Annotated in this window: 16 protein-coding genes; 14 read left to right on the forward strand and 2 right to left on the reverse strand. The window is 38.4% G+C overall.

What is annotated here, in order from left to right:
• Positions 1-40 precede the first annotated feature (40 nt).
• The 3 genes from AKG34_RS23205 (at position 41) to spoIID (ending at position 3,360) form a co-directional block, all read left to right on the forward strand.
• Positions 41-790 (forward strand): YwmB family TATA-box binding protein, encoded by a 750-nt coding sequence (locus AKG34_RS23205; protein WP_053348501.1) that lies wholly within the window; start codon positions 41-43, stop codon positions 788-790.
• 32 nt (positions 791-822) lie between these two features.
• The gene (gene murA / locus AKG34_RS23210) at positions 823-2,124 is read left to right on the forward strand and encodes a UDP-N-acetylglucosamine 1-carboxyvinyltransferase (RefSeq protein ID WP_053348502.1); all 1,302 of its coding nucleotides are present in this window, start codon (positions 823-825) and stop codon (positions 2,122-2,124) included.
• A gap of 201 nt (positions 2,125-2,325) precedes the next feature.
• Positions 2,326-3,360, forward strand: coding sequence for a stage II sporulation protein D (spoIID, locus tag AKG34_RS23215; RefSeq protein ID WP_053348503.1), 1,035 nt, complete (start codon positions 2,326-2,328; stop codon positions 3,358-3,360).
• A gap of 20 nt (positions 3,361-3,380) precedes the next feature.
• Here spoIID and AKG34_RS23220 read toward each other — a convergent pair whose 3' ends face one another.
• Positions 3,381-3,806 carry a VanZ family protein gene (locus tag AKG34_RS23220; protein ID WP_053348504.1) on the reverse strand — a complete coding sequence of 142 codons (426 nt, stop codon included), beginning with the start codon at positions 3,804-3,806 and terminating at the stop codon, positions 3,381-3,383.
• Between the two features lie 152 nt (positions 3,807-3,958).
• Here AKG34_RS23220 and AKG34_RS23225 point away from each other — a divergent pair, with 152 nt between their 5' ends.
• The 8 genes from AKG34_RS23225 (at position 3,959) to AKG34_RS23260 (ending at position 10,526) form a co-directional block, all read left to right on the forward strand.
• On the forward strand, positions 3,959-4,897 hold the full coding sequence (locus AKG34_RS23225; protein WP_053348505.1) for a stage II sporulation protein SpoIIQ: 939 nt from the start codon (positions 3,959-3,961) through the stop codon (positions 4,895-4,897).
• Between the two features lie 435 nt (positions 4,898-5,332).
• A complete protein-coding gene (gene spoIIID, locus AKG34_RS23230) occupies positions 5,333-5,605 on the forward strand; it encodes a sporulation transcriptional regulator SpoIIID (protein WP_034315767.1) in 273 nt (90 codons plus the stop codon).
• A gap of 321 nt (positions 5,606-5,926) precedes the next feature.
• Positions 5,927-6,928 carry a rod shape-determining protein gene (gene mreB, locus AKG34_RS23235; RefSeq protein ID WP_053348506.1) on the forward strand — a complete coding sequence of 334 codons (1,002 nt, stop codon included), beginning with the start codon at positions 5,927-5,929 and terminating at the stop codon, positions 6,926-6,928.
• Between the two features lie 282 nt (positions 6,929-7,210).
• Entirely contained in the window at positions 7,211-8,050 is an 840-nt protein-coding gene (locus tag AKG34_RS23240; RefSeq protein WP_053348507.1) for a flagellar hook-basal body protein, read from the forward strand.
• Between the two features lie 56 nt (positions 8,051-8,106).
• Positions 8,107-8,955, forward strand: a complete 849-nt coding sequence (locus tag AKG34_RS23245; protein ID WP_053348508.1) for a flagellar hook-basal body protein — start codon at positions 8,107-8,109, stop codon at positions 8,953-8,955.
• Between the two features lie 196 nt (positions 8,956-9,151).
• Positions 9,152-9,388: a DNA-directed RNA polymerase subunit beta gene (locus AKG34_RS23250; RefSeq protein ID WP_236695033.1), complete on the forward strand. Its 237-nt coding sequence runs from the start codon at positions 9,152-9,154 to the stop codon at positions 9,386-9,388.
• Positions 9,389-9,512: 124 nt separating this feature from the next.
• Positions 9,513-9,941: a 3-hydroxyacyl-ACP dehydratase FabZ gene (gene fabZ / locus AKG34_RS23255; protein WP_053348510.1), complete on the forward strand. Its 429-nt coding sequence runs from the start codon at positions 9,513-9,515 to the stop codon at positions 9,939-9,941.
• A gap of 297 nt (positions 9,942-10,238) precedes the next feature.
• The gene (locus tag AKG34_RS23260; protein WP_053348511.1) at positions 10,239-10,526 is read left to right on the forward strand and encodes a hypothetical protein; all 288 of its coding nucleotides are present in this window, start codon (positions 10,239-10,241) and stop codon (positions 10,524-10,526) included.
• Positions 10,527-10,653: 127 nt separating this feature from the next.
• On the opposite strand, the gene AKG34_RS23265 is transcribed toward AKG34_RS23260, so the two are convergent.
• On the reverse strand, positions 10,654-11,088 hold the full coding sequence (locus tag AKG34_RS23265; protein WP_053348512.1) for a YwpF family protein: 435 nt from the start codon (positions 11,086-11,088) through the stop codon (positions 10,654-10,656).
• Positions 11,089-11,473: 385 nt separating this feature from the next.
• Between AKG34_RS23265 and ssb the strand changes: the two genes are divergently transcribed.
• From ssb to AKG34_RS23280, 3 genes are all read left to right on the forward strand, one after another.
• Positions 11,474-11,836 carry a single-stranded DNA-binding protein gene (ssb, locus tag AKG34_RS23270; protein WP_053348513.1) on the forward strand — a complete coding sequence of 121 codons (363 nt, stop codon included), beginning with the start codon at positions 11,474-11,476 and terminating at the stop codon, positions 11,834-11,836.
• A gap of 377 nt (positions 11,837-12,213) precedes the next feature.
• Positions 12,214-13,218, forward strand: a complete 1,005-nt coding sequence (locus AKG34_RS23275; RefSeq protein ID WP_053348514.1) for an ABC transporter ATP-binding protein — start codon at positions 12,214-12,216, stop codon at positions 13,216-13,218.
• Entirely contained in the window at positions 13,199-14,167 is a 969-nt protein-coding gene (locus tag AKG34_RS23280) for an ABC transporter ATP-binding protein (protein ID WP_053348515.1), read from the forward strand. Before AKG34_RS23275 ends, AKG34_RS23280 begins: the two co-directional genes overlap by 20 nt.
• The last annotated feature ends 5 nt before the right edge of the window (positions 14,168-14,172 follow it).

The raw sequence follows: 14,172 nt of genomic DNA on the forward strand, positions 1-14,172 counted from the left end.
CTCCTTGTGGAAAGAATGTATAAAAGGGGAGGGATTTAACATGCATAATTGGAACAAAAAAATGTTAACATACATAGTATTTCTTGGTTTGATGGTGATTTTAATTGGGAATAGAACGATTGTAGCAGAAAGTAAAACCGATATAGTTAAGTTGGTGGAACTGCTACAACAGGATAAGGATTTAAACATAGGAGAATGGTCTGTATATGCTAGAGAAATAAATAAAGAGATTGCAACTAAACAAGAGTTTGAAAGAGAAGTATCAGTTTTAAAACAAAAATACCCTCAATTTCAATGGTACCGGGAAGATGATGCTTCCGGCTGGAAGGCTGAGGCGTTAATTCACAATGTCGATTCAGGTCTAACCGAGTCTATTAAAATAATGACAACGGAAGAGAAATTTGATAAAGTTACCTATGTTATTTACGAAGTGAAGGGGCAAAAGTGGAGAAAAGGTAATTCAGCCTTCTTTACAACAACGTTCCAGAACAGGGTGAATGACCTATTTATAGGAACTCCTTCAATTTTTTCTTGTATAAAAGGGTCTATCAATGATAATATGGATTCGGTTTTAAACTCTAAAACTGAAGATCTGTTAGATATGTTCCAAGCAAGGGAAATTGAGAGTGTGCATGAAACAAACTTTACATCTATATCTGCACATTCAACATTGTTTAAACAACCTTTGACAAAAGAAAAATTAAATTTGCAGTTTGGGCTACGGACAGAAGGATTGGGTGACAGAACGAACTTTGTAGTTGGCACACCAATCATAACGTTTGAATATTAATATAGAGAAAATGGACGCGGAGGGGAATACTTTTGGAAAAAATCATCGTCCGCGGCGGAAATAGGCTTAGCGGGACAGTTAAAGTAGAAGGTGCTAAAAACGCCGTTTTGCCAGTTATCGCTGCAACATTATTAGCAAGTGATGGGAAAAGTATCATTAAAGATGTTCCTACGCTCTCCGATGTATATACAATCAACGAAGTATTGCGCAACTTAAATGCAGATGTTGCCTTTCATGACAATCAAGTAACTGTAGATGCATCAAGAGAGTTATTAGAAGAAGCACCATTTGAATATGTACGTAAAATGAGAGCTTCCGTTTTAGTGATGGGCTCATTATTAGCAAGGAATGGCCGGGCCCGCGTTGCTCTCCCTGGTGGTTGTGCCATCGGTTCTCGTCCTATCGATCAACATTTAAAGGGCTTTGAAGCGATGGGAGCAAAAGTGAAGGTCGGTAACGGTTTCATTGATGCCGAAGTTGAAGGCAGACTTAAGGGTGCAAGAGTGTACCTTGACTTCCCAAGTGTAGGTGCCACTGAAAATATCATGATGGCAGCAACACTTGCTGAAGGTACGACTATACTTGAAAATGTGGCCAAAGAGCCTGAAATTGTAGATCTTGCGAATTTCCTTAATAAAATGGGTGCCAAAGTCAGAGGCGCTGGTACGGGTACAATGAGAATCGAAGGTGTCGATAAATTATATGGCACTGAACATGCGATTATACCTGACCGCATCGAGGCTGGTACGTTTATGACAGCGGCTGCTCTTACCGGTGGTAACGTTCTTGTTCAAGGAGCTGTGCCTGAACATCTTACTTCCCTTATTGCGAAAATGGAAGAAATGGGCATTACAATCCTTGAGGAAGAAGATGGATTGCGTGTTATCGGTCCAAAAACCTTGAAGGCTATTGATATTAAAACAATGCCACATCCTGGTTTCCCAACTGATATGCAATCACAAATGATGGCATTATTATTGCGTGCTGAAGGAACAAGTATGATTACGGAGACAGTGTTCGAAAACCGTTTTATGCATGTTGAAGAATTCCGCCGCATGAATGCGAATATAAAAATTGAGGGTCGTTCTGTTATTGTGAATGGACCAACTAATATTCAAGGTGCTGAAGTGGCTGCAACTGATTTACGTGCTGCTGCTGCGCTTATCCTGACTGGATTAGTTGCGGATGGCATTACTCGTGTTACAGAATTAAAGCATCTTGACAGAGGATACGTAAACTTCCATGGTAAATTAGCATCTTTAGGTGCTGATGTGGAGCGTATTAACGAAGAAGTACCTTCAGAAACGAAAAAAATTGCCGATTTAAACGCATAAGATATCTTAAAAAACCCATTCTCGCTTCAGTCATTGAAGTGTGAATGGGTTTTTTGTTTTGTTCTAGTATTAAAACTTCTAACTCAGTAACTGTCGTTTTTCTATTCATAAAAGCTTGTCCTTCGACATACATATGTTATGTAGAGATACCTGCTGGATGGGAGAATATCAGCAGAGAACATGTGTAGGGAGGCCCAGGATTTGAAAGCTATCAAACCGATGATCGTACTATTTATAGCAGTAGCATTTGTGATTATTATGATTCCAGCAGTGCTTGTGCTTCCATTTTCAAGTGATAAGACAAGTGGAAAGTTAGACGAACAATTAGAACAGAAAGCAAAGGAAGAGGGTAAAGAAGTGAGTACAAATGAAATGAGTGCCGTTGAAGTTGCTGTTTACCGTACATCTGCTAAAAAGATTCAAAAACTGCCGATTGAATCGTATTTGGCTGGAGTGGTTGCAGCTGAAATGCCTGCGGATTTTGAGGAAGAAGCATTGAAGGCCCAAGCATTGACAGCCAGAACTTACATTGTCGATCAGCTAATAAACGATAATCGAATGGGCTTGCCAGACGGTGCAGATGTGAGCGATACGGTAATGCATCAAGTTTATATGAATAATGATGAGCTAAAAAAGCAGTGGGGCTCTGATTATAAATGGAAGATGAAGAAAATTAACAAAGCTATTAAGGAAACACAAGGCCAAATTCTAACCTATAATGGAAAACCAATTACAGCGACTTTTTTTTCAACCAGCAATGGGTATACAGAGAATTCCGAGGACTATTGGGAAGCAGAGTTTCCTTATTTAAAAAGTGTATCCAGTCCATGGGATAAAGATTCACCAAAGTTTTATAATAAAATGGTAGTGAACGCTGCGGATTTTGAAAAGAAGCTAGGCGTAAGTCTATCATCAGGGACAACAATAGGGACCGTCATTGAAAGAACATCAGGTAATCGTGTAGGTGTAGTTGAAATCGGTGGAAAGAAATTGACAGGGAAGCAGATTCGTGAAAAGCTCGGATTGAAGTCATCTGATTTTAACTGGGAGCGCCAAGGCAACCAAATTGTCATCACGACCAAAGGATATGGACACGGAGTTGGAATGAGTCAATACGGTGCTAACGGAATGGCCCGGGAAGGAAAAAACTATGAAGATATTGTAAAGTACTACTATAAAGGGGTAAAAGTACAGTCTTCTAGCAAGTGGATGAATACAATGACGGCGAAAAAATGAGAGATGGGATTCCCCATCTCTCATTTTTTTTCGCCTAATTTTTCTATAATAGTTAAAAAGCCACGTTTGTGCTTGAAATAGTGGTAGTGAACATGAAAATAGACAGCCAATACTCCGATGATATCTTTGATTACATCTATTAAGGTGGCGGAACGGTAGGGAATGAAAGATTGATGATATTCATCTACAATACCATATAAGCCTGCCACAAGGGCTGCCAACAAGCTTAGCGTTGGCTTCAGTTTTTGGTTTGCTGCAAGAGCAGAAACGAATAGTATGTACAAAATTGCAAATTCGACTAAATGAAGTGCCTCTTTGATAAATCGGTCCGTTGATGATGAGGGGATATCAAGAATAACATCATCAGGAAGGCTGGACATTGTCCAAATGGCAATCATATATAAAAAAGGTAATAACGTTAACACGAGTTTAAAGGCTTTTTTCATAAATTAAACATCCTTCAACAGTAAGATACAAAACATTTTACCATTCTACGAATAAAATCGGTTTCTTTTCCACAAAATAAATCTAAAAAATTTTTTACCAAAATGTATATAATCTTAGCAAAATGTTCAGAATGATTGCTGAGGTGATTAATATGAGAGAGGAAGAAAAGAAACCAACTTCCAAAATCCGACGTATACTTAAACAACGTTGGGCATTATCAGCAATCTATATCGCAAGTGCAGCCATAATCTTAGCCGCGGCCTTCTTATTACAAAATAGTTTTGATGATTCAGCTAATGACGGTAAAGAGGACTCAGCTGAAACAGGAAAAAACTACGAACAGCCTTCAGTCGAGGTCAATAGTAATCTTGAGACAATCAAGATGCCTGTAGCCAATGCCGACAAAACGGTAATTAAAAAACAATTCTATGATGTGAATGCAGATGAAAAGGCACAAGAAGAAGCTTTGGTTTTCTACAACAATAGATATGAGCAAAACAAAGGTATAGACATTGCAATGGAAGATGGAAAAGCTTTCGATGTAAAAGCATCGCTAAGTGGAAATGTAACGAAAGTTCAAGACGATGCTTTGCTTGGCAATTTAATTGAAGTTGAGCATGAAGATGGTGTCGTTACTCGTTATCAATCAGTGAAAGATATCAAAGTTGCGGTTGGTGACAAAGTGAAACAAGGGCAAGCTATTGCTACTGCTGGAAAAAGTCAAATCAATGAAGAAGCAGGCGTGCATGTCCACTTCGAAATCAGAAAAGATAACATTGCATTAAATCCAATTGATTTTGTTGATAAACAAGCATCTGCCATTCAATCAGCAACTGAAACAGAAGGCAGCACACTTGACGATTCAACTGAGAAAGAAGAAACACCAGCAGTTGACGAATCTAAAACTGAGAAAGAAGAAACACCAGCAATTGACGAATCAGAAACTGGAACAGATGAAACGCCTGCAGTTGATGAAACTGAAGAGGGCACAGATTTAGAAAGTGGTACAGATAAGGAAGGCTCTACTCCAGGTGAAGATTCTACTGAGAAAAGCGATTCCTTGAAAGATTCGTTAAATCAATCTAATTAAGATTAAGATTTTTAATAAAATCAAAACATAAACCTTGAGCGTTTCGAATGACAACAACTGAAAATTTGGTAAAAGGAAGCCGTTCATTTTGAACGGCTTCCTTTTTTTCTTTCGAGGAAATATTGGTTCAAACGATGAAACCCTCACCCTTCCGACAAATTTCTCGGGAAATAATTTGTTTTTAAGGAAAATAAACAGATAAATCTTAGAAATAAATCTAATTCACATGTCCCATTAGGCATATATTCTTAACCAAGCTAATAAGATGTTATAAACCATGAAAAGAGAGTGTTTGAGGTGAGGAATCGTTTATTACAAATTATCTAATAGTTGAATAATTCTATCTTTCATTGTTTATAGGGCAGCGGTATTCGATTCGAAAAATACGAATCTCATTTCACACTTCTCACATCCAATTTGGGGAGGTCGAGTGGTGTGCACGATTACATCAAAGAAAGAACTATCAAGATAGGAAAGTATATCGTGGAAACTAGAAAAACAGTTCGCGTCATTGCAAAAGAGTTCGGAGTCTCTAAAAGTACAGTGCATAAAGACTTAACGGAGAGGCTGCCAGAAATTAATCCTGATTTGGCTAACGAAGTGAAGGATATATTGGATTATCATAAATCCATTCGTCACCTTCGAGGTGGAGAAGCGACAAAATTAAAATATAAACGATCTGAAAGAGAAGAAGAAATCGTTAAATAAGTATTTAAATTGATTCCGGTATTTGGAAGTGATTCGAGAAATTAGGGAATAGATAAAGAGGACATGAAAATGTGTCATCTTTCTAAAACCTTGATTATGAATCTCCATGCCGGGATTTTTTTATTGGGTAATAGTATGAGAAAGTGATTATGGATATATTTAGATGTATTGATGATGTTTCATATTGGTTATTTAGGAAAAAATAGTATATGTTTGTGTTTATTTATAATTCATACTTACTTGTGTCAATACGATATGGTAAAATAAACAATTAGGACAGAAGTAGGTTATATGTGAGGATATTCAAGGAGGATTTAAGAAATGTTTGCTAGAGATATTGGGATAGATCTTGGAACAGCCAATGTTCTAATACATGTCAAAGGTAAAGGAATTGTGTTAAATGAGCCTTCGGTAGTAGCGATTGATAAGAATACAAACCGTGTTCTTGCTGTCGGGGAAGAAGCTCGTAAAATGGTAGGCCGGACTCCAGGAAACATCATCGCAATTCGTCCTTTAAAAGACGGCGTCATTGCGGACTTTGATGTAACAGAATCGATGCTTAAGCATTTTATAAATACATTAAATGTGAAAGGCTTTCTTTCAAAGCCTAGAATTTTAATTTGCTGCCCAACAAACGTAACAAGTGTTGAACAAAAGGCGATTAAAGAAGCTGCAGAAAAGAGCGGTGGCAAGAAAATATTCCTTGAAGAAGAACCAAAAGTAGCTGCAATCGGTGCTGGCATGGATATTTTTCAACCAAGCGGCAACATGGTCGTAGATATTGGTGGCGGGACAACTGACATTGCGGTTCTTTCGATGGGGGATATCGTTACGTCTTCTTCTATTAAAATGGCCGGTGATAAATTTGATAATGAAATTTTACATTATATCAAACGGAAGTATAAGCTTCTAATCGGTGAACGTACAGCAGAAAACATTAAAATTCAGGTTGCAACAGTCTTCCCTGGTTCACGTAAAGAAGTCATTGATATTCGTGGGCGTGATATGGTATCAGGATTACCTAGAACCATCTCTGTCAACTCTGAAGAAATTGAAGAAGCTCTTCGCGAGCAGGTTTCTATCATTGTACAAGCTGCTAAAAGTGTACTTGAGCGGACACCACCTGAACTTTCTGCCGATATTATTGACAGAGGCGTCATTTTAACAGGCGGAGGCGCATTGCTTCATGGTATTGATCTCCTTCTTGCAGAAGAACTTAAAGTCCCAGTACTTGTTGCAGAAAATCCAATGGATTGTGTTGCAATTGGAACTGGAATTATGCTTGATAATATGGACAAATTGCCACGGCACAAATTCAATTAAAAAGCGGACGTGAAAATCTGCATTATAAGATAGGGGTCTAAGGTTCAGACAAACATGAGGCATAGTGAAAGTGCGTGCAGTTCTAGTACTGATGAGCAATAGGCCCTCTTCTTTTAGTTGAAAATTTAACACCATTCCTTTAAATCTGACCTAGCCTATAATACAGACAAATTCTTCTGCCTAATGCTTTTCTTTTTTCCTTAAGATACTGAAGTTTATAACCGATAAGATAGATATAAGAAATCAAACGGTATAAGTAATGTAGAATAAGGAGTGAAGAAGATGTTAAGAGGTTTTTATACAGCTGCTTCTGGGATGCTTACACAGCAAAGGCGTACAGAAATGCTTACAAACAATATGTCCAATGCAAATACAACAGGGTTTAAAGCTGACCAAACGAGTATAAGATCTTTTCCGGAAATGCTTCTCAGCAACATCGATAGTAAAACGATTCCTACAGAAAACAAATTAAGCATGTCGAAGTTTTCTCAGGTAGGGAGCCTTAGTACCGGTGTTTATGTACAAGAAACCAATCCTTTATTTACACAAGGTACTCTAGAGGAAACCCAGCTTAATACAGATCTTGCCTTGGCTGACGAAAATCTTCCAATCAATGAAGGAACCGGTCGGCAAGGGGCGGTGCTTTTTACAGTTCAGGATGGTGATGGTGGACTCCGTTATACACGTAACGGCAGTTTTACTTTAGATGGGCAAGGGTATTTGACTACCCCTAAGGGTTATTATGTACTGGATGAGAATAATGAACGAATTCAGCTTGATAGTGATCAGTTTACCGTTACAGAAAACGGTGTTATTTTAGAAGGAAATGTTCAAAAGGCACGCCTTGGCATTGGTTTTTCAGATAATCCATCTGCACAGCTTATGAAAGATGGAGAAGGTCTTTATAAAGTTGTGAATGATGATGAATTACCTAGTGCATATGCGGGTGCAGAGGTTAGTTTTTCTACGAAACAAGGTTTCCTTGAGGGCTCGAATGTCGATCAATCTAGAACGATGACAGAAATGATGTCGTCATACCGCTCTTTTGAAGCTAGTCAGAAAGTCCTTCAAGCCTATGATAAAAGTTTGGATAAAGCGGTCAATGAGGTTGGCAAGCTTTAAGTAAACGATTTGTAGAAAACTGTCTTTAGGAATTTGAACATTTAAGGGGAATGTCTATGAATCGAACTATGATAACAGCGACGAATACACTAAACCAACTTCAAAGTAAAATTGATCAAATCAGCAATAATATTGCCAATGTGGATACGACTGCTTACAAAAAGAACCAAACGAGTTTTAATGACTTGTTTACGCAAAGTTTTGATAATCAGCCGAGTAAGTCCAAGGAAATTGGAAGGTTGACAACACCTGGTATTCGACAGGGAACAGGTGCTAAGATAAGTCAATCTCAATTGGTGCTTGCACAGGGGGCTTTAAAGACGACAGACCGTAATCTTGATGTGGCATTCACAAAGGAAGATCTATTCTTTACGGTAAGCGTTCAGGATGGCAAAGGGGTCAATACAAGGTTAACACGGGATGGTGCTTTTTATTTATCCCCTAGTGCGAAAAATCCAGAACAAATGCTGCTTGTTACCTCTGCTGGGCATCGAGTCCTTGATGAATATGGGGAGCCGATCCTTATTGAGGGGAGTATTAAAGAAATCACAGTTTCGGAAAAAGGCTTATTGACGGTTGATACGGAGGAATTTGGCGAGAAGAGTTTTGGGCTCGGCGTTGTCTCGGTAAAAAAACCACAATTCCTTGACCAATTAGGTGGTAATTTACTTGGTCTTCCCGATAACATGAGAGGCCTGGGCGTTACGGAAGATGATATAATGACAGCGCTAACAGGAGATTCACGTAGTGAAATAGCTGTTAGCCAAGGCGTCCTAGAGTCCTCGAATGTCGATCTTTCTAAAGAAATGACGGATTTAATCAATGTTCAGCGTCATTATCAGTTTCAATCTCGTGCCGTAACGATGGCTGATCAAATGAGCGGATTAATCAATGGTATCCGTTGATTAATAGGAATACAGAATAAAGAATACCTCGCTGCGAGTTTATAACAAATCGGTTATAATTAATACTTTAACAAAGGTATTTGTTGGCGCTTTTCATTTCGACATGGCTGCCGATAGTATGAGAAGAGAGAAAATCAGTCGGCGAGTTTTCTTAGAAAAAGGAGCTTTTACATCTTATATGGAGCAAAAAAGTGTAATGAGACAACAACTTAATGAAGAGGTAATGGAAGTTGAAGCGAAACAGAAACGTAGAATAAGGGTGCGTCTTTTGCCAATTTGGCTTCGTTTACTCATTGTTATGGGATTAATTTTCTTTGCTGTATTATCTGGGGCGCTTTTAGGTTACAGTGTGATCGGTGGAGGACACGCAACGGATGTTTTTCAAAAATCAACGTGGACCCATATTATTGATATTGTAAACAAAGACGCATAGTTCCATATTTTTCGAAGTAGTTGCCGTTGTTATAGAAATATTTATGGCAACTACGCCTCTGCCTTTAGGGTAGAGGCGGGTTTTCGTTAAGTGTGAAAAAATTAAAGTCATAGGAGGAACAAATATGTTAGATATTACGCAAATAAAGGAAATCATTCCTCATCGTTATCCATTTTTATTAGTTGATCGGATTATTGAAATAGATGAAGGAAAAAGAGCTGTAGGGCTGAAAAATGTTACAGCTAATGAAGAATTCTTTAATGGGCATTTCCCTGATTATCCTGTTATGCCTGGAGTCTTAATTGTAGAGGCATTAGCACAAGTTGGCGCTGTAGCAGTTTTGAAACAAGATGAATATAAAGGACGGCTTGCGTTTTTTGCTGGAATTGATAATTGTCGATTTAAAAAGCAGGTAAAACCAGGTGACCAACTACGCCTTGAAGTTGAAATAGTGCGTATGAGGGGATCATTGGGTAAAGGGAAAGCGGTGGCAACGGTAGATGGCGAGGTTGCATGTGAAACAGAGATTATGTTTGCCTTCGGAGACAAATAAAAATATACTTGTTCAAGATAAAGTTGGATTAATATAACTTTTTTTATAAAAATGGTTTTGAAAAGCCTTTATAGGTGTATATATAAGAAGCAAATGCTTTGAATTCTTTAAGTACAATTTCTTTTTATTCTCCCTTTGAATGTCGGACATATATATGTCCGGCATTTTTTAATGCGAATCATTCGTTATAAATATGAGTTCAGCGGACTTCTTTGCTATTTTAAAATAGGACGCAAGTTATTTTCACATTCGGGCAAAATAAGTAAGGAATAAAAGATAGAAGGGAGGTTGCCAAAAATGATGATGAAAAGAATTTTTGCACTAATTGCGGGATCTTTATTATCTGTGATGTTCCTTGCTGGGTGTGGAACAAATAATAATGATAACAATCCCGCTCCAGAAGATAATAACATAATTAATGATGATAACAATGGCGTTGATGATAACAATGTGAATGATGATAACAATGTGAATGATGATAATGATAACGATAACGATGCAAATGATCTGGATAAAGATGATGATGGAATGATTGAAAATGACGATAATACCAAAGATAACGACGCTGATGACGATAACAAGTAAAGTAATTAGCATTGATTAAAAAGACTGACCTAGTTAAGAAGAGGATTATTATCCTTTTTCGTCTAGGTCAGTCTTTTTTTTGTGTGTATTTGGTTTGAGGGGAAATAGGAATAAAGGGAAGTGTACCTTATTTATTCGTGGCTAGTTTAGGCTTAGAGCGGATTTTTTGCTTGAATTCATTTATTAATTCATCTCCGACTAGACCTTTTAGGACCAAATCTTCAAGAAGAAGTTCTGCATATTTGCTGCGTGTTTTTTGGATGTGTCCAACAAATAATAGGCTATAATGGTTGCCAACTTTTCTTATGGTACGTAGGACAGTGCTAAATAAAGCTGGTTCATTGTCCTTTTTTGTAATAACGGCTTGGATAAACACCTCTCCGTCTATATTGGGAAGTGAGGATTCAAGCTCTTTGAAGTGGCTTTCTTCTACAAAGGCTTCGAGTAACCAGGTTCTTGCATCATTTTCTTTATTAATTATAAGACCGTCTGTTAATACAATATCAATTAAGTGTAATTCCTCAGTAACAATTTGCAACGAAATTAATTTAAACGATTTCATCTAATTCCTCCGTTTCTTGCCTGTATGAAGAAGGGTGGAAAATACCCCTCTTAAACCTAGATTTCCGATATTTGATTGGGTTCGTGAAAGTTTAAACCTGTTAATCCTTTTAAAGGTAATTATATCATACTAAAAAACCGTACCTTAATGAAATGAAAACCCAACAATTGTCTAAATTATGAACGATACAATAAAAATTTGCAAAAAATTTAAATTTGTATTCTTTTTGTTTTTTACTTACTTTCCATTGCAAAAATTGAATTTTAGGTAAATACAAATCAGGTTTTTATCAAGAAAATGGGTGGACACAGATTATTTTGTCGATTTTCCATTTGATGAAAGATTCATTATGATAAAAGCATATTAAAGAGAAAGGAGTGAAAAGATGATCAACCAAATTACCCTTGTAGGGAGACTGACGAAGGACCCCGAATTAAGATACACACCGGATGGCAAGGCAGTTTCCAATATTACGTTAGCGGTCAACCGTAACTTTCGTAATACAGTAGGCGATTATGAGGCGGACTTTGTACAGTGTATCATATGGAAAAAGACAGCTGAAAACACCGCTCAGTATTGCAAAAAAGGGGCCTTAATTGGCATTACCGGCAGAATTCAAACAAGGAGATACGAAAACCAAGAAGGTAAAAAAGTATATGTTACCGAAGTTGTCGCCGAGAAGGTTCAATTCATAGGATCTAAACAAAATGATGTTAAGCCAAAGGATTTTGAGCATATTGGTTTATAGTCTAACGTGAATTTCTATTCTTGAACCAGGCGTCTTTTTCATCAACATAAAACAATTTCGTAAAAGTATTACTTCATATAAGACTCGTTTACTCCCATTATTTCCCCAAAGCCGATTTGGCTTTTCCCCCGTAAGTATCTCCGATTACCCCCTAAATTGAATCAAGGTACTTGATTCCCTCCTTTTGAATGACTGCAAAATCGCAGTCATTTTCTTTATGTAATAAATATGTACAACAAAGTGGTAAATGTAAAATAAAATTATTATTCTAAAAAATTAGAATTTTAAGAAAATATATTGTAAATTTTCAATTTAGATGCAATAATAAATCAAATAATATTAAATTGGTAAAATAGTTATATATAGGAAGTGATGTAATGAAGGGACCAATTATTGAAGTGAACGGACTACGAACGAGTTTTCGTACTGACGATGGGGAAATTCCAGTCGTAAATTCCATTGATTTTCACATCAATCCAGGTGAGGTGCTGGGGATTGTTGGGGAATCAGGCTGCGGGAAAAGTGTAACTTCTTTGTCCATCATGGGACTAGTTCCCTCTCCGGCTGGTAAGGTAGAAGGAGAGATTCTTTTTAAAGGGGTTAACATCGCCAATGCCTCTGAAGCGAAAATGCGAAAGATTCGCGGAAATGAAATTGCCATGATTTTTCAGGAACCAATGACAAGCTTGAATCCAGTTTTTACAATTGGAGAGCAATTGGTGGAGACTCTTCGGATACATAGAAAATGGAATAAAAAGCAGGCCCGTCAAAGAGCCGTGGAAATGTTAAAGCTGGTTGGGCTTGGACGTGCTGAGGAACTTATCAATGAATATCCCCATCAGCTTTCAGGTGGGATGAGACAGAGGGTCATGATTGCAATGGCAATGATCTGTGAGCCGAAACTTCTCATAGCAGATGAACCGACAACCGCTTTGGATGTGACGATTCAAGCACAAATTTTAGAGTTAATGAAGAACTTAAATAAAGAGACAGATACAGCAATCATGATGATTACTCACGATCTTGGCGTTGTGGCGCAAATGTGTGAGCGTGTCATTGTAATGTATGCCGGCAAGGTAATAGAGGAAGGACAAGTGCAAACGATTTTTCGAAATCCGAAACATCCATATACGGTCGGTTTACTACAATCGATTCCTGATATGCGTCTAAAAAAAGAGCGGCTTTACTCGATTCCAGGTAATGTTCCAAGGCCAGGAACAAGCAACCAGGGCTGCCAGTTTGCCCCTCGTTGCTCTCATGCTCTGGAGAAATGTCTAAGTGAGACCCCGTCACTTCTGGAATTCGATAACGGCCAGCAAGTACGCTGCTGGATGTATGAAGATGGGAAAGGAGCAGCATTGCATGACTCAACCATTAGTTAAGGTAGAAAACTTGAAGAAGCATTTTCCAATCAAAGGAGGTATTCTCGGGAAGACGGTGGGGGAGGTAAAGGCCGTTGATGGTTTGTCATTCTCCATTTATAAAGGAGAAACCTTAGGTCTTGTTGGTGAAAGCGGTTGCGGAAAGTCAACAACAGGTAGGTTACTGCTTCGATTGCTTGAGCCAAGTGAAGGGAATGTTTATTTTGAGGGAAAAGACCTAACGACTTTAACTTCTCGTGAAATGAGAAAGATGCGTCGAGAAATGCAAATGGTTTTTCAGGACCCATTCGCGTCCCTTAATCCCAGGCATACTGTTGAAAAGATATTGGAAGAGCCCCTTATCGTTCATGGTTTAAAAGATAAAAAGGAACGCCAACACCGGGTGCAGGAGCTCCTAAAGGTTGTTGGTTTAAGCAGTTACCATGCCAAAAGGTACCCACATCAATTCAGTGGTGGTCAGCGGCAACGTATTGGCATTGCTAGGGCACTTGCAGTTAACCCTAAGCTGATTATCGCTGATGAGCCCGTATCTGCACTGGATGTGTCGATTCAAGCTCAGGTGTTGAATCTTTTGCAAGATTTGCAGAAGGATTTTGATCTGACTTACTTATTCATTGCCCACGATCTTGGCGTAGTAAGGCATATCTCTGACCGCGTCGGTGTCATGTATCTTGGTCATATCGTTGAATTGACGGGAAGTGAAGAACTCTACGAAGACCCCCTTCATCCATATACGCAGGCTTTATTATCTGCTGTGCCGATTCCAGATGTGGAATATAAGGGAGATAGAGTAATCTTGCAGGGCGATGTTCCAAGCCCATCTAACCCGCCAAGCGGTTGTCCCTTCCATACGAGATGCCCGCAGGCCATGGTGGAGTGCAAATCAGTAAAACCCGTCTTGCATGAGCATAAACCCGGTCACTACGTTGCTTGTCATTTATACAATTGACACGA

Origin of the sequence: Peribacillus butanolivorans (genome assembly GCF_001273755.1) — a bacterium.
In the GTDB taxonomy this organism is placed as follows: Bacteria; Bacillota; Bacilli; order Bacillales; family DSM-1321; genus Peribacillus; species Peribacillus butanolivorans.

What these genes read in the sequence shown, in the direction of transcription:
- AKG34_RS23280 (WP_053348515.1), top strand. Translation starts at nt 13,199, where the DNA reads ATGACTCAACCATTAGTTAAGGTAGAAAACTTGAAGAAGCATTTTCCA.
- AKG34_RS23220 (WP_053348504.1), bottom strand. Translation starts at nt 3,806, where the DNA reads ATGAAAAAAGCCTTTAAACTCGTGTTAACGTTATTACCTTTTTTATAT.
- ssb (WP_053348513.1), top strand. Translation starts at nt 11,474, where the DNA reads ATGATCAACCAAATTACCCTTGTAGGGAGACTGACGAAGGACCCCGAA.
- mreB (WP_053348506.1), top strand. Translation starts at nt 5,927, where the DNA reads ATGTTTGCTAGAGATATTGGGATAGATCTTGGAACAGCCAATGTTCTA.
- AKG34_RS23205 (WP_053348501.1), top strand. Translation starts at nt 41, where the DNA reads ATGCATAATTGGAACAAAAAAATGTTAACATACATAGTATTTCTTGGT.
- AKG34_RS23240 (WP_053348507.1), top strand. Translation starts at nt 7,211, where the DNA reads ATGTTAAGAGGTTTTTATACAGCTGCTTCTGGGATGCTTACACAGCAA.
- AKG34_RS23265 (WP_053348512.1), bottom strand. Translation starts at nt 11,088, where the DNA reads ATGAAATCGTTTAAATTAATTTCGTTGCAAATTGTTACTGAGGAATTA.
- AKG34_RS23245 (WP_053348508.1), top strand. Translation starts at nt 8,107, where the DNA reads ATGAATCGAACTATGATAACAGCGACGAATACACTAAACCAACTTCAA.
- fabZ (WP_053348510.1), top strand. Translation starts at nt 9,513, where the DNA reads ATGTTAGATATTACGCAAATAAAGGAAATCATTCCTCATCGTTATCCA.
- AKG34_RS23260 (WP_053348511.1), top strand. Translation starts at nt 10,239, where the DNA reads ATGATGATGAAAAGAATTTTTGCACTAATTGCGGGATCTTTATTATCT.
- AKG34_RS23250 (WP_236695033.1), top strand. Translation starts at nt 9,152, where the DNA reads ATGAGACAACAACTTAATGAAGAGGTAATGGAAGTTGAAGCGAAACAG.
- AKG34_RS23275 (WP_053348514.1), top strand. Translation starts at nt 12,214, where the DNA reads ATGAAGGGACCAATTATTGAAGTGAACGGACTACGAACGAGTTTTCGT.
- AKG34_RS23225 (WP_053348505.1), top strand. Translation starts at nt 3,959, where the DNA reads ATGAGAGAGGAAGAAAAGAAACCAACTTCCAAAATCCGACGTATACTT.